Origin of the sequence: Nocardia wallacei, from assembly GCF_014466955.1 — a bacterium.
GTDB classification, from domain to species: domain Bacteria; phylum Actinomycetota; class Actinomycetes; order Mycobacteriales; family Mycobacteriaceae; genus Nocardia; species Nocardia wallacei.
Map to the genome: position 1 here is coordinate 3,749,655 of NZ_AP023396.1, position 22,794 is coordinate 3,772,448.

Genomic DNA, 22,794 nt, shown 5'->3' on the forward strand with positions numbered 1-22,794 from the left:
TGTCGCGATTGCCCCCGCGCGGCTCAGCGCAGCAGGTCGATCACCTCGGCGAAGCGTTCCATGGCCGGCTCCTGCACGGTGATGTAGTTGAAGCCGTACCGCTTGCGGCGTTCGCGCAGCCGATCGGCCAGTTCGTCGGGCGAGCCGATCAGCAGCACCGGAATGTCCTCGAGCAGATCGGCCGCGCCGTCGGGCAGGTTGGCCGCGTAGCGTTCGAGGATCTCGTCACGTTCGCCGCCCGGCACGACGGCCTGGACGAGGATGTTGTACTCGACGCTGTCGGCACGCTCGCCGAGCAGGCCGCGCACGTACTCGACGCGCTGTGCCGTCGCGTCGGGGCTGGCGACGGTGATGTGGCCGCTGTCGGCGGCCGTGCCACCGGTGAAGGCGACGATATCGGCGTGCTCGGCGGCCACCCGCAGCAGCTTGTCGCCCCACCCCGCGATCAGCAGCGGCGGGCCACCGGCCTGCGCGGGCCGCGGCTGATACTCCGGGTCGGCGTAGAGCCGTCGCAGCGTCGCCGCCGCCTCGGCGAGTTGCTCGACCCGGCGGCCGCCGCTCGGGAACGGCAGTCCGGCGGCATCGAATTCGGCCTGCACATAACCGGCGCCGAGCCCGAGCTCGATGCGGCCGTCGCTGAGCAGGTCCACGGTCGCGACCTCGCGCGCCAGCAGCACCGGATTGTAGAAGGGCACGTTGAGGACGAAGGTGTTGATCCGGGCCCGCTCGGTCACCTCCGCGGCCAGCAGCATGGCCGGGAAGGGCGCCGAGAACCCGAGGTGATCGGGGACGCCGAGCACATCGAAGCCGAGTTGCTCTGCCTTGCGGCACTTTTCGACCCACTCGGCCCGGGAGGCGGAGTTGAACAGGTTCACACCGAAGCGGAAGGGAGCGCTCATGGTTCCTGTTTACCAGCACATCGGGGCACGGAAATTCCCGCGCGGCGCGGCGCGGTGCGCAATCATGAGAGCGCAGGCACATCCCCGGACGCGAGGTCGCAGCGATGCCCCCGATTCACGCCCTGTCGCAGCGGCGCGCCGCGCTGGAACAGGAGTGGGCCCGCTGGGCGCCGGTGCACGCGGTGCCCGCCGGGCAGACCGTGCTCCGCAGCGAGGTGGTGCAGTCGTGGCGGCGCTCGCTGCCCACCGTCGACCCCGGCCGCCCCGCCGCGCCCGCCGACGACGGTGAACTCGGCGCCCGCTGGTCGCATTCGCCACTGCGTGCCCCCGTCACCGAGCTGGCCGACGAATTGCGCAGCATCGCAGACGATTCCGGATTCGTCGCCGCCGTCACCGACGAACGCGGCACCATCCTGTGGTCGTGCGGCGGGCGCGTGATGCGCCGCCGCGCCGAGCGGGTGAACTTCGCACCCGGCGGCCGCTGGGACGAGACGCACATGGGCACCAACGCCCTGTCCCTGGCGCTGCGCACCGGCGAACCGAGCGTCGTGTTCTCCGCCGAGCACCTGGTCGCCGCCCTGCACGGCTGGGTCTGCTACTGCGCGCCCATCCACGCTCCGGACGGCCGCCGCCTCGGCGTGCTCGATCTGTCCACCACCTGGGACCGCTCACACCCGCTGGCCCTGTCCACGGTGCGGGCGCTGGTGTCCGCGATCGAATCCCGGCTACCGGCCGCACCCGAGCAGGCCACTCGGCCCGAACTGCGGCTGCGCTGCCTCGGCGAAGCCACCCTGACCCGATCGGGTGCGCCGATCCGGTTGCGGCCCCGACAGCTCGAGATCCTGGCGCTGCTCGCCCTCGAGCCCGACGGCTACACCCCTCAGCGCCTGCACGCGGCCGTCTACGGCGACCGGCCGGTCGCGGCGTCGACACTCAAGGCCGACGTCTCCCACCTGCGCAACGCCACCGGCGGCGACATCACCAGCCGCCGCTACACGCTGGCCCGCCCGATCTCCTGCGACGCGGTCGACCTGCTCGCCGCCGTCACCGCCGGAGACGTCGCCACCGCCCTGCGCCTGTATCGCGGCCCGCTACTGCCCGGCTCGGACACCCCCGGCGTCGCGCAGTGGCGCGAATACCTCGCCGTCAGCCTCCGCACCGCGGTCCTGAACAGTCGAAACCCCACGCACGCACTCGAATTCGGCACCCGCCACCCCGAAGACGCGCAGCTCCACGAGCATGCCCTGCGCCTGCTCCCACCGGACGATCCCCGCCGCGCCCTCGCCACCGCCCGCCTCCACGCCGCCCTGCACGCCTGACGCCGACCGCCCGGCGGCCGGTACGCCGGTGTCCGTCTTCGCGCACGGAAACACCGGTAAACCGGTCACGCCCCCACCGCTCGGGCACTGCCCCGCCGCTCTGCTCGGGGCTCGTGAGTCGTTGCGCCAACCTCGTGCCAACCGGACGGCCGCACAGTGGAGCCCGTCACCACGGATCAGTCGGCGGCACCAGCGCATCCGCCGACCGCACAGGAAGCGAGCATCATGATCTACGCCAAGCCCGGCACGGACGGCAGCCTCGTCGAGTTCGCACGGCGCTACGACAACTTCATCGGTGGGGACTGGCAGGCTCCGGTCGAGGGCCGCTACTTCGACAACCCGTCACCTGTCGATGGCGAAACCTTCTGTGAGGTGGCGCGTTCCACGGCCGCCGACATCGAGCTGGCACTCGACGCCGCGCACGCCGCCGCCGACGGCTGGGGTGCCACCGCCTCCACCGAGCGCGCCAACCTGCTCAACAAGATCGCCGACCGCATCGAGGCGAACCTGCAGCGGCTGGCCGTCGCGGAGACCTGGGAGAACGGCAAGCCGGTCCGCGAGACCCTGGCCGCCGACATCCCCTTGGCCGTCGACCACTTCCGCTACTTCGCCGGCGCCATCCGCGCGCAGGAGGGCGGGCTGTCCGAACTCGACGCCGACACGGTCGCCTACCACTTCCACGAGCCGCTCGGCGTGGTCGGCCAGATCATCCCGTGGAACTTCCCGATCCTCATGGCCGCCTGGAAGCTGGCCCCCGCGCTGGCGGCGGGCAATTGCGTGATCATCAAACCGGCCGAGCAGACCCCGGTGTCGCTGCTGCTGGTGGTCGAGCTGATCGCCGACCTGCTGCCGCCGGGAGTCCTCAACGTGGTCAACGGGTTCGGCGTGGAGGCCGGTAAGCCGCTGGCGTCCAGCCCGCGGGTGGCGAAGGTGGCGTTCACCGGTGAGACCACGACCGGCCGCCTGATCATGCAGTACGCCAGCGAGAACATCATCCCGGTGACCCTGGAGCTGGGTGGCAAGAGCCCCAACATCTTCCTGCCCGACGTGACCGCCGCCGAGGACGAGTTCCTCGACAAGGCGGTCGAGGGTTTCGTGATGTTCGCGCTGAACCAGGGCGAGGTGTGCACCTGCCCGTCGCGGGCGCTCGTGCACGCCGATATCTACGACGAATTCATGGCCCGCTGCGTCGCACGCACCCGCGCCATCCAGGGCGGCGACCCGCTCGACGACACGACCATGATCGGCGCGCAGGCCAGCAACGACCAGTACGAGAAGATCCTGTCCTACATCGACATCGGCCGCCAGGAAGGCGCGCGTGTGCTCACCGGCGGCGAAAGACGCAAGGTCGACGGCTACCCCAACGGCTACTACATCGAGCCGACGATCTTCGAGGGCCGCAACGACATGCGCATCTTCCAGGAGGAGATCTTCGGTCCCGTGGTGTCGGTGACCCGGTTCGAATCGGTGCCGGAGGCCATCGGCATCGCCAACGACACGCTCTACGGGCTGGGCGCCGGAGTGTGGACCCGGGACATGAACACCGCCTACCGCCTGGGCCGTGCCATCAAGGCCGGACGGGTCTGGACCAACTGCTACCACGCCTACCCCGCGCACGCCGCGTTCGGCGGATACAAGAAGTCCGGCATCGGGCGGGAGAACCACAAGATGATGCTCGACCACTACCAGAACACCAAGAACCTGCTGGTCAGCTACTCCCCCAAGAAGCTCGGATTCTTCTGATGACCGATCGCCCCGCGCGCATCGGGATCACCGAGGCGGCAGCGCTGCTGCTCGGCCGGCTGGTCGACCAGCACGGGCCGGTGATGTTCCACCAGTCCGGCGGCTGCTGCGACGGCAGTTCGCCGATGTGCTACCCGCGCAACGAGTTCCGGGTCGGCGCGGCCGACGTCCTGCTCGGCAGCCTGCCGGGCGAGACACCGTTCTGGATGAGCGCGGACCAGTTCGAGTACTGGCGGCACACCCATCTCACCGTCGACGTGGTCCCCGGACGCGGCAGCGGATTCTCCCTGGAGGCGCCCGAGGGCGTGCGCTTCCTGATCCGTTCCCGGCTGCTGTCCGACGCGGAAGTCGAAGCGCTGGAAGCGCACCCGCCGCGCACCGGAGCCGCCCCGGACGACTGAGGACGGCCGGGCCACGCCGGGCTCAGTGATCGGGGGTGAGCGCACCGGCGTGGTACCGGCTCGCGGCGTTCCACAGCAGGAAGCTGTCGACGCCGTGGGCGGCCGCGGCATCGATCTGGGCGCGCACCTCGGCGTCCCCGTAGTCCACCCCGAGACTGAAATCCTGCAACCACGGGATCACCTTCGCCCCCGTGCCCTCGGTCTGTGTCCGGAAGTCCGCCAGTGAGCGGGCGATGATGTCGTAGGGCTGGGCGTTGGGATCGGCCACCCCGTATTCCCCCGCGCCCCAGTGCGACGGATACAGCATGGGCGCCACATAATCCACGTTCGCCGCCATCATCGGGATGTCCTGCGCGATCTGACCCGGCCGGGTCGCGGCGATACCGAACACCGCCGCGCTCAGGCTCGCCCCGCCGTCGCGCACGGGATCGCGGCTCTCGCGCAGGAAGCGCGCGATCGAGTCGGCCGGCGACTCGCCCAGCCCCGCGAACCGCATGCCGTCCAGCGGGCCGTCGGGTCGCCGCACGTAGTCGTACATGATGCCGTCGAAGCCCAGCCGCGCCGCCTCCACCGCGAGAGCGATGTTGTACCCGCGGATTTCAGGGTGCGCGAAATTGGTGAAGGCGATGGCGCCGTACCCGCTGGAGTAGGGCAGGCCCGCCGGATCCTGCACCACCCAGTCCGGATGGCCGCTGCCCCACGCCCAGGCCGCCAATGTCGGATCCCGGAACGCCACGATCCGCCCTTCGACCCGAATCCCCATGTCGTGCAATGTCTTCAGAGCGGCTCGAGCGTCGTAGACATCGGCCGCCGCGCCCGATGCGCGAGCGAGCGGCACCTGCGAGGCGTAGCCGATCATCCCGTCCTCGTCCTTGATGTCGAGTTCGACGGTGTTGATCCGCCCTTCGCGCGCCAGGTCCAGTACACCGGACCGCAGCCCCTCGTCGGCCCACCCGTACGCGGTGACATGGACGGCCTTCATGCGCGGCAACGCGACCGCCGCGGTCAGCGGCCGGGTCGTCGCATTACCGGCCGTGTCGACCGCGGTGATGGCGGTCCCCACGGGGGCACGCGGCACGGTGATCTCGAACGCTCCCGACGCGTCCGGCGCCACAGCCACGGCACCGACCGTGACGCGCTCGGCGCCGATCGCCTTGCCGCGCACGGTGACCGGCTGCCGATACGACGGCACCGGCGGCAGGGCCGCCACCTCGAGGCTCGGTGCCGCGGTATCGACGGTGAACGTCCTCGACACCCCGGGGCCGGTGCGCATCCACCCGAACAGCCCACCCGGCCGGATCTCGGCAGTGACGGTGTGGTCGCCGTCGGGCAGATCCGCTGCCCGGTACCGCACGGTGGTCCCCGAGATCTCCCCGGTCACCTCCCGGCCGTCGACAGTGAGCCGCAGCGCCCGGCGATCGTGATCGCCGATATCCACCGACAGCTCCAGCGAACCCCGCGCAGCCGCTCCCACCGGACCGGCCGGCAGACCGTTCAAGGTCAGCCCCGTCGGCTCCGCCCGGGCCGAACCGAGGGCCGACCCCGCCACCAGCAGCACCGCCACCGTCAGAACCGACACGATCACCAGCCGCCGACGATCCTGTGTCGGGACACGTTTCAGCAACGTACACACCAGCTTTCGGTCGACGTATTCCCAATATCCATGCCGGAAGGGCGATTCGTCGCCGCTTTCCGGCTTCATCACGAAAATCGTTGGCGGTACGTAACATTGGCGTGATGGTGAGGATGCGCCGGGCGGCCCTGTCCGTTCTGATCCTGCTCGCGGCCGCCGCGTGTGCCCCGCCCGGGCCGGTGACACCCGCCGTCGCGCCCCCGTCGCAACCACCGGCGCCCGCGCCCGATCCGGCGGCCGTCGCCGCCGACGAACTGGGCCTGGTTCCGATCCTGATGTACCACCAGCTGAGCCCGGCTCCGGCGGGCGAATACGACCAGACGCCCGAGGAGTTCCGCGCCGAGCTGGAGCGGTTGTACCGCGAGGGCTATCGTCCGGTCACCGCGGCGGAATACGCTGCGGGCCGGATGGATATCCCCGCCAGGGCCCACCCCGTCGTCCTCACCTTCGACGACTCGACGGTCAGCCAGGTAGCGTTCGGCCCGGACGGAAATCCCCTGCCGGGCAGCGCCGTCGGCATCCTCGCCGAATTCGCGGCCACCCATCCGGGCTTCCCCGCCACCGCGACCTTCTACGTCACCGACGACCTGTTCGGCGACGACCCCCGCGCACTGCCGTGGCTCACCACACACGGCTACGACCTCGGCGCGCACACCGCCACCCACGCCAACCTGGGCAATCTCGACACCGCCGGAGTGCAGCGCGAACTCGCGCTCAACGTCCGCACGATCCAGCAGGCGGTCCCGGGCGCGCCCGTACTCACGATGGCGTTACCCCTGGGCGTGGCCCCCGAAGAGCCCGCCGCCGCACGCGCGGGCGCCTGGGACGGCACGTCCTACGCATTCGGCGCGGTCATGCTGGTCGGCTCGGAACCCGCGCCCTCTCCCTACGGCCCGATGGACCCCACCGCCGTCCCGCGTATCCGCTCCGGCCGCGGCGAGGTCGCCTTCGACTCGGCCTACTGGCTGGACCAGCTGGCCGCACACCCCGAGCGCCGTTATACCTCCGACGGCGACCCGCAGCGTATCTCGTTCCCCGCCAACAGGTCCGAGGCGCTCGCCGCGCCATGGTCCGCCCGCGCGCATCCCTACTGAGCCGGTCCTCGCCGCGGCAGCCCGGTCACCGCCCCGGCAGGAACCGGATCGCCCGCGCCACACCCATCAGGAACGGCTGCCATTTGTCCTGCGGCACGCCCCAGGGCGCGTCCAGATTGAGGAACCGCGTCACCACCACCGTCTGCGGCTCGGTGAACTTCAGCAGCCCGTCGGGCCCGTGGCGGCGGCCGACGCCGGAGATGCCCATACCGCCCATCGGCGCACCGGTGCTGCCCCAGGCGGGCGCGTAGCCCTCGTCCACACACACCGTCCCGGCGTGCAGACGGGCGGCGATGCGCTCGCCCTCGGCCTTGCTACCCGCCCACACGCTCGCGTTCAGGCCGTACTCGGTGTCGTTGGCGAGCGCGATCGCCTCCTCCACGTCGGCGACCGGATAGATCGACACCAGGGGGCCGAACGTCTCGTTGCGGCCGCACTCCATGGCGTCGGTGACCTCGGCCAGCACCGTGGGCTCGAAGAACAGCGGGCCGAGGTCGGGCCGGGCATTGCCGCCCGCGAGCACCTTGGCGCCCTTGGAGGTGGCATCGGCGACATGCTTGGTCACCGTCTCCAGCTGCGCTTCGGAGATCAGCGAACCGATATCGGCCGAGTAGTCGTAGGCCGCGCCCAGTTTCGCCGCCTGCACCGCGGCCACGAACTTGCGGGTGAACGGCTCGGCCACGGCCTGCTCCACATACAGCCGCTCGATCGAGATACACAGCTGCCCCGCGTTCGAGAAGCAGGCCCGCACAGCGGCTTTCGCCGCCTTGTCCAGGTTCGCCCCGCGCGTGACGATCATCGGGTTCTTGCCGCCGAGCTCGGCGGAGAAGCCGATCAGCCGCTTGCCGCACTGCTGGGCCAGCGTGCTGCCGGTCGCCGAGGAGCCGGTGAACATCAGGTAGTCGCAGGATTCGACGATGGCCGTGCCGACGACCGTGCCAGGACCGGGCACCACCTGCAGCAGATCCCGCGGCAGTCCGGCGCGCCACAGCAGTTCCACATTCGCCAGCGAGGAGTACGGAGTCTGGCTGTCCGGCTTCACGATCACCGCGTTGCCCGCCAGCAGCGCCGGGATCGAATCGCCGATCGACAGCAGCATCGGATAGTTCCACGGCGCGATGACGCCGACCACGCCCTTGGGCTGGGTGCGCACGGCGGCCCGGTTCAGCACCGGGAACGCGCCCGGCGCGGGCTGCGGCGCGAGCAGCCGGGGCGCCGTGCGGGCGAAGTACCGGGCCGCGAACATCAGGCCCATGATCTCTTCCTGGGCCGCCCAGCGCGCCTTGCCGGTCTCGGCCTGGATGACATCCATCAGGTACTCGCGGTTCTGCACCACCAGCTCGCGGTAGCGCTCGAGCACGGCCGCCCGTTCCTTCGGCGGCCGCGCGGCCCAGCGCTGCTGCACGGCACGGGCCTTCTCGAACGCCGCGGCGACGTCCTCGGCCGTCCCGACCGGCACCTCACCCAGCGCGCGACCGGTGAACACCTCCGTGATCGTGCGGGTCGGCTGCGCTGCGGCGGCGTCGACGGCCGCGAACTCCCGCAGACGCTCGAATACGGCGGCTTCCGGCACGGGCATCATCGTCTCCTACTTGTCAGTAACCACGCGGTACACACAATCTACCGCGCGTGCCGAACCGCGCCTACCACCTCCGGTGGGACCGTCGACATTCACAACCGGCGCGCGCGAAATACGCCGCGATTCCGGTCGGCCATGCGCCGGGCGGCGGAAAAGCGGCACGCCGAAATCGGGAGGGTAGATCCGGACGTTATCGGGTATTCCGACCAGAGCCCGCAGCTCCCGGCTCACACTCCCGAACACGCAGCGGCACAACCGCACTCGGTGTCGCTGTGTCAAAACATGTCTCGCTCAGCGGGAATTCACCGCCGCGCGCCCGTACCGCCGGTTACGTTGTGGCGATGTTGAGAGCGAGGCTCGGTGTCCGGATCCGTATTCTCGCGATCGCACTGGTGCCGAGCCTGGCCCTGCTGGTGATCGGTGTGGGCGCGGCGGGCTACCTGGTACGGGACGCACAGCGCGCCGAGGACTGGGCGAGCGCGATGGAGAGCAGCAACGGCCCGGTACGCGAGATGATCGCGGCGGTGGAACAGGAACGCCTGCTGTCGCTGTGGCAGCTCGCCGGCGAACAACCCGACCCGCTGGCCCTCGCCACCGCGCGGCAGAATCTGGACCGCGCCATCAACGGCCTGATCCCGGTCCGCGACGCCGTCGTCAGCAAGTCCGACGAGATGGCGAACGTCGGCGGGTTCGACACGTTGCAGAAACAGCTACCGGTCATCCGCGGCGCCGTCGACTCCGGCGCGATGCCGGTGCCCGACGCGTACGGCATCTACACCCAGCTGCTGCACGCGGTCGCACTGGGCACCCAGATGATCATCGACACCGCCCCCAACGCCACGGTCGCCACCGAGTTCAACGACGCGCTGCGCGTGGTGCGGGTGATGGAGGCGATCTCGCGCACCACCGCGCTCACCGCCCCGGCGGTCGGCGGCCAGGGCCTCACACCCCAGCTCGCCACCGAGTACCGCAACCTGGTGGGCTACTACCACACCGAAATGCAGCAGCTGCTCGACGATTTCGGGACCGAGCAGCAGACCCGGGCCCGGACCATCGCCGAATCGGCGAGCTGGCAGCAGCTCACGGCGATGGCGGACTTCATCCTCCGTCCGCAGGTGACGAGCAGATCCGGCAGCATCCCCGCGCCACCGACGCCGCTCCCGGCCTGGCGGGCAGCCGCCGAGCAGACCAATCACCAGATGCTCGAGCTGTGGAAGGTCCAGAACGACCACGGCAACCGGCTCGCGGTCCAGGACGCCGCCGACACCAGCCGCAACTCGCTGCTCGCCGGCGCGGGCGTGCTGGCGGTGGCCGTGCTGGCGTTCCTCGGCTCGCTGTGGCTGGCCAACCGGCTCATCGGACGGCTCGAGCGATTGCGGACCGAAACGCTCACCCTCGCCGAGGAGAGCCTGCCGGAGACCATGCGCAAGCTCGCCGCCGGCGAGAACATCGATCCCGAGACCGAGGCCGCCCGCCTGGATTTCGGCCACGACGAGATCGGCTCGGTCGCACAGGCATTCAACCGCGCCCACACCGCCGCGGTCGCGGCCGCGGTCACCGAGGCCCGCACCCGCGAGGGCGTGCGCGCGGTGTTCCTCAACATCGCCCACCGCAGCCAGATCGTGGTGCACCGGCAGCTGGAGATCCTCGACGAGGCCGAGCAGCGGCAGGAGGACCCGGCGCTGCTGGACACCCTGTTCCGGCTGGACCACCTGGCCACCCGCGAACGCCGCAACGCCGAGAACCTCGTCATCCTCGGCGGCGGGGAACCGGGACGGCAGTGGCGGCGGCCGGTGCCGCTGATGGAGCTGGTGCGCAGCGCGGTCGGCGAGACCCTCGACTACACCCGGGTGCGCATCCAGCGGTTGCCGCAGGTGTTCGTCGTCGGCGGCGTGGTCGCCGACCTCATCCACCTCACGGCCGAGCTGGTCGACAACGCCACCTCCTTCTCGCCGCCGCAGTCCCGCGTCGACATCACCGGCAACCTCGTCGGCAAGGGTGTCATCGTGGAGATCAGCGACCAGGGCGTCGGCATGTCGGCCGAGGACCTGGAACGCACCAACGAGATGCTGCGCCACCCACCGGATTTCGGCGTGGCGACGCTGTCGTCGGATTCTCGCCTCGGGTTGTTCGTGGTCGCCCAGCTGGGCGTGCGGCACGGAATCTCGGTGCGGCTGGCCGAATCCGACTACGGCGGCACCCGCGCCATCGTGCTCATCCCGACGGCGATCATCACCTCCGACGCCCCGCTGGCCGACCACCTGCCCGAACGCGCGGCCGTGCGGCGACCCGAACGCACCGAAACGGGCGAGCTGCCCGTCGCCGCGCCGGAGCCCGCCCCGACCGCCGTGGCCACCCTGCCGCCGCCGCGCCCGCGCACCGAGGAGCCCCGCCCCGCCCCCTCCCGCTACACCGGCAGCGACGCGCGGCCGCCGCTGCCACGCCGGCGCCGCCAGGCCAGCCTGGCGCCGGAACTGGCCGAGCAATCCGACGCCGAAACCGGCCCGCGCCGCGCCCGTTCCGCGGAGCAGGCCCGAGATGTCATGTCCGCCATCGAGAATGGCACCAGGCAAGGGCGGCAGGCCTCACCGCCCGCCGCCCCGGAGGAACAGGAAGGCGAAGGTGACCTCTTCCAACACAGGTGATCTGAACTGGCTGCTCGACGATCTCGTCGAGCGCCTCGCCGGCGTGCGTTACGCGGTGGTGCATTCCACCGATGGGCTGCTGCTCGGCCGATCCACCACCATGAACCGCGAGGACGCCGAGCATTTCGGCGCCATGTCGGCAACCTTGTACGGGCTGGCCCGCAGTGCAGGCAGCCGCTTCGACGGCGGCGGCGTCCGGCAGGCCGTCATCGAACTGGACCGTGCGGTGCTGTTCGTCACCGCCGCCGGCGACAACGCGTGTCTGGCATTGCAGGCCAGCGAGAGCGCCAATCTGGGTATGGTCGCCTACGAGATGAACCTGACCGTGCAGCGGGTCGGCAGCTACCTGTCCACCCATCCCCGCAACGGCCTGGAACAGGTGGAGCACAGATAGTCATGACGCGCTTCGGGCAACCGTGGTTCGACGACGAGGCGGGCCCGCTGGTCCGCCCGTACGCCGTGACGCGGGGCCGCACCATGGGAGCCGGACACGATCTGGATATGCTCACCCTGGTGGTCACGGTCGACCCGGCCCCGCCGCTGCGGCGTCCGGAGCCGGAATATGCGGAAATCGTTCGGCGGTGCCGGATTCCGCAGTCGATCGCCGAGGTATCGGCAGCCCTGAGACTGCCCCTGGCTGTCACCAAGATCTTGGTTGGTGATTTGATCAGCGAGGGGCATCTGAACTTCCGGGTGCCCGCCCGCACCGACGCGGGCCCCGGCGACCTCAATGTCTTGCGAGCAGTACTCGACGGAATCCGAAAGCTGTAGAAACACACCGTGCCTGAAACGATGTCAGCGGCGCCGCTCGCCGCATCGGTCAAAATCCTCGTCGCCGGCGGCTTCGGCGTCGGCAAGACAACGATGGTGTCCTCGATCAGCGAGATCCCCCCGCTACGAACCGAGGAACTCATCACCGAACTCTCCTCCGGCATCGACGACATGTCGGGCGTGGAGAGCAAGAAGACCACCACGGTGGCACTGGACTTCGGCCGCATCACCATCGACCGGAATCTGGTGCTGTACCTGTTCGGCACGCCCGGACAGGACCGATTCTGGTTTCTGTGGGACGAACTCGCCCGCGGCGCCCTCGGCGCGATCGTGATCGCCGATACCCGGCGACTGGAAAGCTCGTTCGCCGGTATCGATTACTTCGAGCGGCGCGGACTGCTGTTCACGGTGGCGGTGAACTGCTTTCAGGACGCACCGGTCTACACCACCGGCGAGGTACGCGAGGCACTCGATCTCGATCCGACGGTCCCCGTGGTGCTGTGTGATGCCCGCGATCGGGCGTCCTGCCGCACCGTGCTGATGACGTTGGTGGAACACCTGATCACCCGCGCGACCGCGTCGGCCGTGTGAATCGGAATGGCACACGGTGCAATTCGGCATCGCGTGCCGTTCCGGACGGTCAGTGCGGCTCGATCTCCGCGAACGATCCGACCCAGCGGTGCGGGGGCCGTGGAGCGTTCGGTTCGCCGGGGCGGGTGACGCCGACCACCTGCCAGCCGGCGGTCGCGGCGGCATCGAGCTCGTCCGGATGATCGGACAGGAACAGGATCCGCTCCGGCGGCACTCCGATCGCGCCGGCGATCTTCTCGTAGGAACCCGGCTCACGCTTGCTCCCGGCATTGGCCAGATCGAACCAGCCGCTGATCAGCGTCGCCAGCTCACCGCCGCGCGCGAACGCGAACCAGTCCTGTTGATTGCGCACCGAACCCGACGAGTAGACATACAGCGCGATACCGCCCTGGCGCCAGGCCCGCAGCGCCGGTGGTGCGTCCGGGAAGAACTCGCCGTGCAGCGCGCCGCTGCGGAAGCCCGCCGCGCAGATCGCGCCCTGGGCGGCCTTGAGCGGCTCGGCCTTCACATCCGAATCCAGCCAGCCGCGTAGGATCTCGGCCGCCTCGGCCGGACCCGCGTCGGGACGCCCGGCCGCCTCGCGGGTCGCCGCCAGGACCGCCTCCGCGTCGCCGTTGTCGGCCAGCCACCGCGGAAGTCGTTGCCGGGCATAGCCGTACAGATCTTCCCGCACCGCGGACGTCGGGCTGGTGGTGCCCTCGATGTCGACGACGATCGCCGTGATCATGTGCTCCCTTCCGCCGGATGCGTTCAGGCCGCGACGAGTTCGTCGAGAGTGGGGAATCGCGCGCCGATCTCGTCGCCGGTGAAATCGCCGACCCAGCCGTCCTCCTCCTCGAAGAACCGGACCGCCACGAAATCGGGCCGGGCGCCCATGTCGAACCAGTGCCGGGTGCCGGCGGGGACCGACACCAGGTCGCCGGCCTCGCACACCACCGCCAGTACCTCGGGTTCCAGGTGCAGGTAGAAACACCCGCGCCCGGCGGCGAAGAAGCGGACCTCGTCCTCGGCATGGCGGTGTTCGGACAGGAACTTCCCGCGCGCAGCCGCGGCCTTGGCCGGCCACTCCGGGTCGGTGTCGTCGGGGCGCAGGCTGGCCAGGTCGATGTGCCGGTAGCGGCCGTCGGCGTTGAGTCGGCCGATGCGATCGTCGTAGTGGGCGAGGATCTGCTCGTCGGTCGTCGCGGCAGTCAGGCCGGGCGGGGTGGGCCAACGGTCGAAAACGATACCGCGCTCGGCCAATTCGGCGGCTATCACCTCGGGATCGGCAGTTCGCAGCCGGATCTGCGCGGCATCGCTGTCGGCCATGATCTGCAGGATGGTCATTGCGATTCCTCCTCGGAAGTCGAGCTGCTCAGATTTCGCGGCGGCCGGTCAGCGTCGCCAGCTCGCACATCGCCTCCAGGCATTCCGCGCGGTCGCGGGCCTGCGCCAGGCTCGCGCCCCAGGCGGTGATGCCGTGCCCGGCGATGAACAGCACCGGCGGCGCATCCGGGCGCTCGGCGAGATGGCACTCGATCTCGACGCCGATGCGTGCGACGTCGGCGTGATTCGCGAACACCGGGACATCGATGGTATCCGCCACGCCCAGCCCCTTCAGGAGTTCGTACCCGGTGAACCGCAGCGACTCCGGCGCGCCCACCGATTGTGCGGTGGCATGGGGTGAGTGGACGTGCACGACGGCTCGGGCGTCGGTCGCGCGGTAGACGGCGGTGTGGACGGTGGTCTCCGCGGAGGGGCGGCGGGTGCCCGAAACCGGTTGGGAGTCGGCCACATTCACCGTCACCATATCCGCCGCGGTCAACTCCCCCTTGGCCAACCCGCTCCCGGTGATCAGCGCCGACTCCCCCGCCCGGACGGAGATGTTGCCCGCCGTGCCCGGCATCCAGCCGCGCGCGTACAGCGATCGCGCGACCGCGGCGATGTCGTCGGCCGTCGTCGGCGCGCGTCCGAGTGCGCAGGCGCCATATCCGGCTGCCGCGTTGTCCTCGGTCGGTGCGTCTCGCGTGGTCTCGATGCGGCGTTCCTCCGCGACCGCGTCTCCGCTGTGCACGACCCCGTTCTCGGTCACCACCGCGGTCACCAGATCGGGCGGGGTCACATCGAACGCCGGATTGAAAACCGCGGTGCCTTCGGGAGCCGTGGCGACCCCGCCGACGTGCGTGATCTCCGCCGCGCCTCGCTCCTCCACCACGATCTCGGCCCCGGTGGCGGTCCGGAGATCCCGCGTCGACTCGGGCGCGACCACGAGGAACGGTATCCCGTGCCGGTGCGCCGCGACGGCCAGTCCATAGGTGCCGATCTTGTTCGCCACCGAGCCGTCGGCGGTGATCCGATCCGCCCCGACCAGCACGCAGTCGACCTGCCCGGTCGCCATCGCCCACGCCGCGGCCGCGTCGATGGTCAGGCGATGCGGGATTCCGGCCTCGGCGAGTTCCCATGCGGTCAGCCGCGCCCCCTGCAGCAGCGGCCGCGTCTCGTCGACGAACACATTCTCCACCGCGCCGCGCTCCGCCAGCACCCGGATCGCGCCCAGTGCCGTGCCGAAGGCCGTGGTCGCCAGGTTGCCCGTATTGCAATGGGTGAGCAGCCGCAGCGGCCGATCCGGACAGAGGCGCCGCACGAGATCCGCGGCGTGCGTGGCGGCGGCGCGATTGACGCGCCCGTCCTCCGCCAGCATCGCGGTGGCCTCGTCCAGTACCGCCTGCGCCCCGAGCGGCAGCTTCTCCAGCACCCGCCGCACCCCCCAGGCCAGATTCACCGCCGTGGGACGAGCCGCCGCGATCCGCGCCGCCTCCGCCGTCACCTTCGCGGTATCGCCGGGATGCGCCAGCGCGGCCAGCGCCACCCCGAACGCCCCCGTCACCCCGATCGCCGGCGCCCCCCGCACAGCCAGCGTCGAGATCGCATCGATGACCTCGTTGACCGTCGTGATCCGCAGCTCCCGCACGGCACCCGGCAGCGCCCGCTGATCGATGGTCACCACCGCCCCGTCGACCCACCGGACCGAACTCTCACCCATCCGCGCAACCTTCACATATCAACCCGATAACCAGCCCGCCCCGGCAGCCCGACAGAGCACTCCGAAAACCGTATCGAACCACCCGCCCACCACCCGCACCAGGTTTCCGCTCGCACTGATCAGACCGGAATTCCCCACCACGCTACTGTGTCCGGCGGGATGTCTCGATCCTGAAGTCACGCAGGCGAATTCGTCGATTTGTCGCCGCCGCTCGGTGGGACGGCGTCTTGCCGGATGATCCGGTTGAATTCTTCGGCATCGTCGGGTGTGATCGCCGTCCAGCGCTGTCGGCTGAGGAACTGTTCGACGTCGGTGGCCCAGTCGAGCCAGGTTTCGACCTGGCGTATCCCGTAGCGCAGTGTGAGGTGGACGCCTTCGAATTTGTCCAGCACGTCCGAGGGCACGGTGCGGAAAATGTCATGCACGTGGCGCAGCTCCGTGAGCGTCTGCCGGTAGCTGTCGCGCAGCAGGTGGAACTCCTCGGTGAACGCGTCGGGGTCCATGAGGTGGATGGATGCCAGTTTCACCAGGAACGCGTCGTTGAACTTCGGTGGTTTCACGGGCGTGGCGAGAAACCGCTGCATCGCCGCCAGACCGGCGTCGTTGAGGCGGTAGACCTTGCGCGGCGGGCGAGGGTCGTTCGCCACGACCTCCAGATCGACGAGGCCGTCGCTGTGGAGTTTGGCCAGGTCACGGTATACCTGCTGGTAACTGGCGTTCCAGAGGAAGCCATAGGTGTCCTGGAAGCCCTTGACGATGTCGTACCCGGACGCGGCCTTGGTGCCCAGATACACCAGCAGGACCTGACGCAGCGACATCGCACCTCCTCGCACCGGGACCCGGACATGGTAGCGCCCGCGAGGTATCGCGATGCATATTCAACATGTTGACCATTGGCGCGGATTCCGGCTACCGTGAACCGCAGCGCATTTCGTTCGATGGAGTGGGTCATGGGCATACCGACGACGGACACCGATGCCGACGCGCGTATCGACCGGTTGCGGGAGATGCCGCTGTCGCCGTGGCTGGATGTGGGTGATCCCTTGGCCGAGGCCGTCGTCGCCACGATGCGGGCGCGGCGGCAACCGATGGCCGACCCGCTGCCGCGGATCCGGCGCCTGGCCGCAGACGGCGACCGCGCGTGCCGAGACTTCCTGCGCGACATCGAGACTCCGCCGGAGTGGGCGGACTTCACCCGGATGCGGCTGGGCGGGGCGATGGCATACCGCCACTTCGGGCAGTACATCGTCGCGGTCGGGCACGGTGCGCTCATGACCACGTTCAGCTCTCCGGATTCCGCCTACATCCTGACCCGCACCAATCGGCTCGAACGCGACGTGGTGCGGCGGCTGATCGAATCGTCGGACCTGTTCTTCGGTGTCCTCGACGCCGACGAACTCCGCCCCGGCGGGCGCGCCTGGGAAACCTGCGTGCGGGTCAGGCTGATGCACACCATGGTCCGGCTGCGGCTGGCGGCGACTGCGTGGCCGCTGCCGGGCACGCCCATCAACGCGCTGCAAACCGCCGCGGGCCCACTGTTCTTCGGCGCGATGATGCTGGACCGGCTGCGCTCGCTCGGCGCCTCCATCAGCCCCGGGGAACGCGACGGTTTCTACCTGATCTGGCGGTACGTGACCCGGCTGCTGGGCGTGCCACGTGAGCTGCTGGGCGACACCGCCGCCGAACAGTCCGTCCTGGACGCGCGAATTCTGCCCTACACCTTCGACCCCGACGACAACTCTCGCCGACTGGCCGGCGTCGCGCTCACCGGGCTGAGCCGGATGCCGATGGCGCGTTTGCTGCCTCGCACCGGCCACGAGGTCATGGCGCGGTACCTGCTCGGCAGCGACCACGCCGACGCGATGGGCATCCCCGCGCATCGCCTCGGTAGCGCCGTCATGGTCGTCCTGGCCTTGGGCCTGAAACCCTACGGGTTCGTGCAGCGACTTCCGGTCGTCGCACCACGCCTGGAGCGGTTCGGGCGGCGTTGCCTACAGGACCTGCGGAACTCGGCTTGACCTCTCCCTCCCCCGCCCCACACCCCGGCCGTCCTCGAACCCCTACCGCGACGGCGCCTCCAGCGTTCGTGTGATGAGTAGCCGTGCCGCCTTCGACACCCGAGTGTAGTCGCCGGTGACGAGCCGGTCCTGGATCAGGCCGCGGATGCCCGAAACCAGAACGGTGGCAACCGATTCCGGGTCGGGGAGCTCCGGCGCGGTGCGGCGCAGGACCTCGGTCAGGGCCTCGACCAGGACGTGGACCGTGTCCTCGGCGTAGGCGCGGAAGGGGCTGCCGGGCACCGCCGCTACGCCGAGCACCTGGAGCAGGACGCGGGTGCTGGTCACCCAGTCGCCGGTGGTGTTCATGCTGAACGACTCGATCAGCCGCCGACGCAGGGCGGCGAGATCGGGGACGTCGGCGAACATCGCGGGGATGTCCGGGCGCTGGGTTTCCAGGGCGGCCACGAGCATCTGTTCCTTGCTGCCGAAGTAGTGGATCAGCATGCGCGAGCTGGTGCCGAGGTATTCGGCCAGCGGGCGCAGCGACAGTTCGGTCAGGCCGCGGTCGCCGATATAGGCGATCACGCCGGACAACAGTTCGGCGCGACGCGCCTGGTCGAGAGGTCTGGGCACAAGTTGACTGTAGCGGTCGCTACAGGTATCCATGACACCCATGGGTGTACCGACTGCTACACAAACGACCCGCAACGTGGTCGTCACCGGCATGGCCGCCACCACGTGCCTGGCCCCCGACCTGCGGACGACGTGGACCGAACTGCTCGCCGGGGCGAGTGGCATCGGCCCGCTCGACGACGACTTCGTCGCCGAGTACGACCTGCCGGTCCGCATCGGCGGCAAGCTCAAACAGCGGCCGAAGGAGCACCTGACCCGCCTCGAGCAGCGCCGCCACTCCTATGTGCAACAGCTGGCGCTCGTGCTCGCCCGTCAGGTCTGGCAGGACGCGGGCAAGCCCGAGGTCGACGGTGAGCGGCTCGGGGTGGCCGTGGGCACTGGCCTCGGCGGCGGCGACGCCTTCATCACCGCGGTCGACGCCATGCGCGCCGGTGGCTACCGCAAGGTGCCGCCGCTGACGGTGCCGATGGTGATGCCCAACGGCGCCGCGGCCCGGGTCGGGCTCGAATTCGGCGCCAAGGCAGGCGTTTACGCCCCGACTTCGGCGTGTTCGTCGGGCGCGGAAGCGATCGCGCACGCCTGGCGGCTGATCGCCACCGGCGAGGCGGACATGGTGATCGCGGGCGGCGTCGAGGGCTACATCGAGGCCGTACCCATCGCCAGTTTCGCCATGATGCGCGCCATGAGCACTCGCAACGACGAACCCGCCCGGGCCTCACGGCCTTTCGATCGCAGCCGGGACGGCTTCGTCTTCGGCGAGGCCGGGGCACTGCTGGTGCTCGAAGCCGAGGAATTCGCCCGTGCCCGCCGCGCTCGGATCGACGGCCGGGTGCTGGGGGCCGGGATCAGCTCCGACGGATACCACATCACGGGCACCGAGCCCGACGGCGCGGGCGCGGCGCGGGCCATGCGCAAGGCCGTCGCCGCGGCCGGCCTCACCGCCGCCGACATCGATCACGTCAACGCCCACGCCACCTCGACACCGGTCGGCGACGCGTCCGAGGCCAATGCCATTGCGGCCGTTGCCGGACAGGCCTCGGTCTACGCGCCGAAGTCCGCGCTGGGGCATTCGATCGGCGCGGTGGGCGCGCTGGAGGCGCTGCTCACCCTGTGCACACTGCGTGATCGGATCGTGCCGCCCACACTCAATTTCGAGACCGCGGACGAGGGTGTGGAGCTGGATATCGTGCACGGGCAGCCGCGTCGCCAGCGAATCTCGCACGCGCTCAGCAACTCCTTCGGCTTCGGCGGGCACAACGTCACGCTCGCGCTCGGTGCCGCGTGACACCGTTTGTCCCCAAGTCTGTCCCAAGATGTGGAGGGGGTCGATAACTGGGGACAAGCCATGAGCGACATGTGAATCGATCGCGCTTACATACCTGTCAGGATCCCGTGCGCTGAAGGTTCACCAGCCGCCCCGAGACACCGTCGACGCCGAGATCCCGCAGACAGCCGACGAATCGGCGCTCGGTGTGGGTACCGAGCGCCGGCTCCAGCGTGACGGTCCAGTTGCCGTCGTGCTCGACCGGACCGTCCACCACGCGCACGTGAGCGACGATGCTGCGGCACTGCTTCCACACCGTCACGGCCGGATCCTCCACCCGCGAGCCGAATCTCGCGCGCGCGTCGAAGGTGACGACCGACCGGCTTCCGGCGCCTCCGTTGTCGGTGTGGAATTGCATCGCCTGCGCCAATGCGATCACTGCCACGGTCCCCGCGACCGCGAGGACGGCCACCACCAGCACAGCCCGGATCCGCACGGCTACCTCACCAGTGGTCCGCGCAGCAGCCGGGTGCTGTCGTCGACGGGCGCGAGAAATCCGTCCGGCGGCAACGCCAGCCGATCCAGCCGGGCGACGATCCGCCGCGTCGCGACCGGCCCGGCCGTCATCCGCGCCACCCGCTCGACCACCCACGCGATTCCGGTGAGCAGGACGCCACCGGCGAGCAGCACCGGCACGAAGACGTTGAGCCGATCCGGCCGCGCCAGCCAGGCGAAGGTCACCCGCGCGGGCGGCGTCGCCTCACGCACGATGCGCGCGGCCTGCCGGTCCGGGGCCGCCACGCGCACGGGCCGCGACTGCAGCGCGTGCAGCCGATTCGTCAGCAGCATGGCCACCAACGCGATCTCCGCCGCGAGGAACAGCGTTGCCGACATGATGGCGCGATTCCACTCCCACCGATACAGATACACGAACACATAGGCGCCCGTGGCCAGCACCGTTCCCACCGCGAGCAGCACGCCCAGCTTGCGCACCATCACCGCACCTCCATCGATTCGGGCACGATCCGCACCGCGCCGGTGCGGCCGTCGAGTTCGACCTCGGCTCCGTCGGGCAGCCGGCGGGTGGCGTCGGGATAGCCGACCACCACGGGCACGCCGTGCTCGCGGGCGAGGATCGCCACATGGCTCAGCGGGCTGCCGGTTTCGGCGATCAGCCCGGCCAGTCGCGGCACCTCCGCGGCCAGTCGCGGGTCGAGGTGCCGGACGACGAGCACCGATCCGGGCGGCGGCCGGTGCCCGATGTGCACCACGCCGCGCCCGCTGCCGCCGCCCGCGCCGACACCGCGGTCGGCGGACCGCGTGGCGCGGGCCACGGCCACCGGAACGCCGTCGGCGAAACGGAATTCGGTCGGCACGGCGAGTGGTTCCGGTGCCGTGCGGTCGGGGAAGTCGGCGGGCAGGGTGCGGTGGGTGACGGCCCGGCGGAGTTCGCCGAGGCGCAGCAGCGCCACCGTCTCCGGCTCGGGCAGCAGGCCCGCGGCGGTCAGCCGTTCGCCGATCTCGAGGGCGACGCGGGCGGCGAGTTCCTGAATCCAGCGCGCCCGCAACCGCAGTGCCTCGCGCGCCACCGCCAGCTCGGCGAATTCGCCCTCGGGAACGGTGGATTCGAGCACCTCCCGAGGCAGGGCCGCCGGTGCGCCGACGCGCGGCGGAGTCAAGGCCAGCACCACGGGATACTCCGCCGCGATCCGATCGTCGGCCAGTCCGGCGGCGCGGGCCTCGGCCAGCGCGGCCAGCGCCATGGCCGCCGCGGTCGGGGCGGGCCGGTCGTCGCGCAGGAGCATGCCCGCGAGCGCCTCGTATCCGTGCACGGCCGTCAGCGCGGTCGCGGTGTGGTGCAGGACATCCAGCAGCCCGCTGGCGCCCAGATGCCGCAGCGGCGGCACCTCCGCCAGGTCGCTGTCCACGCGGGCACAGGTGTGCCGGGCCAGGTCCGGGAGGGCCGCGGTCAGTCTGCCCACCCGTGTCGCCGCTGCGAGGCGGCGGGCGCCGGGCCGGGGGTCCAGCCATCTCGGCATGGTGTTCCGCGGCGGGATCGCGCCGAGCAGTTCGAGATCGGCCACTGCGACGCCACCGGCCGCCGTCGCCACCGGCGAGGTGCGCAGGCGGCGCGCGGGAGCGGCGCCGGTGAGTTCCAGTGCCGCCCGCAGTCCGTCGGCGAGCGGAGTCAGCCACATATCCTGCTCCAGCGGGCGCAGCGGGTCCGGGAAGGTTTCGGCGAGCGGCCCGGGACCGAAGATCGGGCCGGAACCGGGCCGACGCAGCGCGGTGATCGGGCGGGCCTGCAACAACACCGCGTGCCCGGCCGCGTCGACGGCCCATTCGATGTCCAGCGGCCCGCCGAAGACCGCGGTGGCCCGGCTCGCGAGCCGAATCACCTTGCGCCGCACCCGGGCCGGGAGTTCAGGACCGTCGGCGGTGAGCACGGTGCGGATGTGCCCGCGGCGGGTGAGCGAGGCGGTCCAGCCGGCGGCGCTGCCGTCGACCACCTCGCTCGGGCCACCGCGGACCGCGGTCAGCACCATGCGATCGCGGCGGCCGCTCATCGGGTCGGCGGTGAACAGCACCCCGCCCCACGCGGCGGCGAGGAACGGCTGCACCAGCACCGCCATGGCCGCGCCGGTCGCGGTCGGCGACTGCGCGGCGACCGCCGCACCGGACGCCCGCACCCGGCCGACCGCGTCGGTGAAACCGGCCCAGTCCCGCACGTCGAGCACGGAGGTGAACAGCCCGGCCATCGACTGCTCGGCGCCGTCCTCGGCCAGCGATGAGGACCGCACCACCAGAGGACGTCTGCCGCCGGTGGACAACCGGCGCCATTCGATCTCCGGTAACCGGCCCTGCTCGGTCCAGGCCGTGGTGAGGACGAATCCGTCCAGAACGGGCAGTCCGCGACCGGCCGCGCGGGCCAGCGCCGCCGCTTTGGCGCCGGTGAGCGCGGGATTCTGGGCGCGGGGATCGCGCAGGGAGACGATGGTGGGTTGCTGTGTCGTGGTGGTGGTCATCGCACACTGCCTTCTGGAGAGAAACGGCGTTGTTTCGTCCGGATCGGCGGCCCGTCAATTCCTCGAACGCGGCGGGCGGCCGAAGGTGGCAGGCGGGTCGTGCGCGGCAATGTGTCTGCGCGACACCGCGATTGCGGGTTTCCCCGAGAACGTGTCGAGAGCTGGCACGACGAC

At 70.5% G+C, this 22,794-nt stretch carries 21 protein-coding genes; 10 read left to right on the forward strand and 11 right to left on the reverse strand.

Going from position 1 to position 22,794, the window contains the following annotated elements; translation table 11 throughout:
- Positions 1 to 23: 23 nt before the first annotated feature.
- Positions 24 to 899 (reverse strand): LLM class F420-dependent oxidoreductase, encoded by an 876-nt coding sequence (locus NWFMUON74_RS16645; RefSeq protein WP_187688677.1) that lies wholly within the window; start codon positions 897 to 899, stop codon positions 24 to 26.
- Between the two features lie 104 nt (positions 900 to 1,003).
- Between NWFMUON74_RS16645 and NWFMUON74_RS16650 the strand changes: the two genes are divergently transcribed.
- The 3 genes from NWFMUON74_RS16650 to NWFMUON74_RS16660 all read left to right on the forward strand — a co-directional run bounded on the left by NWFMUON74_RS16650 (position 1,004) and on the right by NWFMUON74_RS16660 (position 4,362).
- Entirely contained in the window at positions 1,004 to 2,218 is a 1,215-nt protein-coding gene (locus NWFMUON74_RS16650) for a GAF domain-containing protein (RefSeq protein ID WP_187688678.1), read from the forward strand.
- Positions 2,219 to 2,440: 222 nt separating this feature from the next.
- Complete coding sequence (exaC, locus tag NWFMUON74_RS16655; protein ID WP_269475355.1) at positions 2,441 to 3,961, forward strand: acetaldehyde dehydrogenase ExaC; 1,521 nt, start codon at positions 2,441 to 2,443, stop codon at positions 3,959 to 3,961.
- On the forward strand, positions 3,961 to 4,362 hold the full coding sequence (locus NWFMUON74_RS16660; RefSeq protein ID WP_187688680.1) for a DUF779 domain-containing protein: 402 nt from the start codon (positions 3,961 to 3,963) through the stop codon (positions 4,360 to 4,362). Before exaC ends, NWFMUON74_RS16660 begins: the two co-directional genes overlap by 1 nt.
- A gap of 22 nt (positions 4,363 to 4,384) precedes the next feature.
- On the opposite strand, the gene NWFMUON74_RS16665 is transcribed toward NWFMUON74_RS16660, so the two are convergent.
- Positions 4,385 to 6,064, reverse strand: a complete 1,680-nt coding sequence (locus NWFMUON74_RS16665; protein ID WP_187688681.1) for a putative glycoside hydrolase — start codon at positions 6,062 to 6,064, stop codon at positions 4,385 to 4,387.
- A 35-nt stretch (positions 6,065 to 6,099) separates the two neighbouring features.
- On the opposite strand from NWFMUON74_RS16665, the gene NWFMUON74_RS16670 reads away from it, so the two are divergent.
- Positions 6,100 to 7,089 carry a polysaccharide deacetylase family protein gene (locus NWFMUON74_RS16670; RefSeq protein WP_187688682.1) on the forward strand — a complete coding sequence of 330 codons (990 nt, stop codon included), beginning with the start codon at positions 6,100 to 6,102 and terminating at the stop codon, positions 7,087 to 7,089.
- Between the two features lie 25 nt (positions 7,090 to 7,114).
- On the opposite strand, the gene NWFMUON74_RS16675 is transcribed toward NWFMUON74_RS16670, so the two are convergent.
- Complete coding sequence (locus NWFMUON74_RS16675) at positions 7,115 to 8,668, reverse strand: succinic semialdehyde dehydrogenase (protein WP_187688683.1); 1,554 nt, start codon at positions 8,666 to 8,668, stop codon at positions 7,115 to 7,117.
- A 341-nt stretch (positions 8,669 to 9,009) separates the two neighbouring features.
- Between NWFMUON74_RS16675 and NWFMUON74_RS16680 the strand changes: the two genes are divergently transcribed.
- Genes NWFMUON74_RS16680 through NWFMUON74_RS16695 form a run of 4 tightly spaced genes read left to right on the forward strand, consistent with a single transcriptional unit; the run spans position 9,010 to position 12,675 of the window.
- Complete coding sequence (locus NWFMUON74_RS16680) at positions 9,010 to 11,313, forward strand: sensor histidine kinase (RefSeq protein WP_187688684.1); 2,304 nt, start codon at positions 9,010 to 9,012, stop codon at positions 11,311 to 11,313.
- Positions 11,291 to 11,707, forward strand: coding sequence for a roadblock/LC7 domain-containing protein (locus NWFMUON74_RS16685; RefSeq protein ID WP_187688685.1), 417 nt, complete (start codon positions 11,291 to 11,293; stop codon positions 11,705 to 11,707). The genes NWFMUON74_RS16680 and NWFMUON74_RS16685 overlap by 23 nt, the downstream gene beginning before the upstream one ends.
- A gap of 2 nt (positions 11,708 to 11,709) precedes the next feature.
- Positions 11,710 to 12,084, forward strand: a complete 375-nt coding sequence (locus NWFMUON74_RS16690) for a DUF742 domain-containing protein (RefSeq protein ID WP_187688686.1) — start codon at positions 11,710 to 11,712, stop codon at positions 12,082 to 12,084.
- Between the two features lie 21 nt (positions 12,085 to 12,105).
- Positions 12,106 to 12,675: a GTP-binding protein gene (locus tag NWFMUON74_RS16695; protein WP_187689218.1), complete on the forward strand. Its 570-nt coding sequence runs from the start codon at positions 12,106 to 12,108 to the stop codon at positions 12,673 to 12,675.
- A gap of 49 nt (positions 12,676 to 12,724) precedes the next feature.
- Here NWFMUON74_RS16695 and mtnC read toward each other — a convergent pair whose 3' ends face one another.
- From mtnC to NWFMUON74_RS16715, 4 genes are all read right to left on the reverse strand, one after another.
- Positions 12,725 to 13,402, reverse strand: coding sequence for an acireductone synthase (gene mtnC / locus NWFMUON74_RS16700; protein WP_187688687.1), 678 nt, complete (start codon positions 13,400 to 13,402; stop codon positions 12,725 to 12,727).
- Between the two features lie 23 nt (positions 13,403 to 13,425).
- Positions 13,426 to 14,001, reverse strand: a complete 576-nt coding sequence (locus tag NWFMUON74_RS16705; protein ID WP_187688688.1) for a 1,2-dihydroxy-3-keto-5-methylthiopentene dioxygenase — start codon at positions 13,999 to 14,001, stop codon at positions 13,426 to 13,428.
- 28 nt (positions 14,002 to 14,029) lie between these two features.
- Positions 14,030 to 15,697, reverse strand: coding sequence for an S-methyl-5-thioribose-1-phosphate isomerase (mtnA, locus tag NWFMUON74_RS16710; protein ID WP_187688689.1), 1,668 nt, complete (start codon positions 15,695 to 15,697; stop codon positions 14,030 to 14,032).
- A gap of 176 nt (positions 15,698 to 15,873) precedes the next feature.
- Entirely contained in the window at positions 15,874 to 16,515 is a 642-nt protein-coding gene (locus tag NWFMUON74_RS16715; RefSeq protein ID WP_187688690.1) for a PadR family transcriptional regulator, read from the reverse strand.
- Between the two features lie 132 nt (positions 16,516 to 16,647).
- Here NWFMUON74_RS16715 and NWFMUON74_RS16720 point away from each other — a divergent pair, with 132 nt between their 5' ends.
- Entirely contained in the window at positions 16,648 to 17,715 is a 1,068-nt protein-coding gene (locus NWFMUON74_RS16720; protein ID WP_187688691.1) for an oxygenase MpaB family protein, read from the forward strand.
- A 42-nt stretch (positions 17,716 to 17,757) separates the two neighbouring features.
- Here NWFMUON74_RS16720 and NWFMUON74_RS16725 read toward each other — a convergent pair whose 3' ends face one another.
- Positions 17,758 to 18,330, reverse strand: a complete 573-nt coding sequence (locus NWFMUON74_RS16725; protein WP_187688692.1) for a TetR/AcrR family transcriptional regulator — start codon at positions 18,328 to 18,330, stop codon at positions 17,758 to 17,760.
- Between the two features lie 40 nt (positions 18,331 to 18,370).
- On the opposite strand from NWFMUON74_RS16725, the gene NWFMUON74_RS16730 reads away from it, so the two are divergent.
- Complete coding sequence (locus NWFMUON74_RS16730; protein WP_187688693.1) at positions 18,371 to 19,615, forward strand: KasA/KasB family beta-ketoacyl-ACP synthase; 1,245 nt, start codon at positions 18,371 to 18,373, stop codon at positions 19,613 to 19,615.
- 97 nt (positions 19,616 to 19,712) lie between these two features.
- Here NWFMUON74_RS16730 and NWFMUON74_RS16735 read toward each other — a convergent pair whose 3' ends face one another.
- From NWFMUON74_RS16735 to NWFMUON74_RS16745, 3 genes are read right to left on the reverse strand one after another with little or no spacing between them, the layout of a single operon-like run.
- Complete coding sequence (locus tag NWFMUON74_RS16735) at positions 19,713 to 20,090, reverse strand: hypothetical protein (protein ID WP_187688694.1); 378 nt, start codon at positions 20,088 to 20,090, stop codon at positions 19,713 to 19,715.
- Positions 20,091 to 20,092: 2 nt separating this feature from the next.
- Entirely contained in the window at positions 20,093 to 20,590 is a 498-nt protein-coding gene (locus NWFMUON74_RS16740) for a hypothetical protein (RefSeq protein ID WP_187688695.1), read from the reverse strand.
- Positions 20,590 to 22,620: a PEP/pyruvate-binding domain-containing protein gene (locus NWFMUON74_RS16745; protein WP_187688696.1), complete on the reverse strand. Its 2,031-nt coding sequence runs from the start codon at positions 22,618 to 22,620 to the stop codon at positions 20,590 to 20,592. Before NWFMUON74_RS16745 ends, NWFMUON74_RS16740 begins: the two co-directional genes overlap by 1 nt.
- Positions 22,621 to 22,794: the final 174 nt, after the last annotated feature.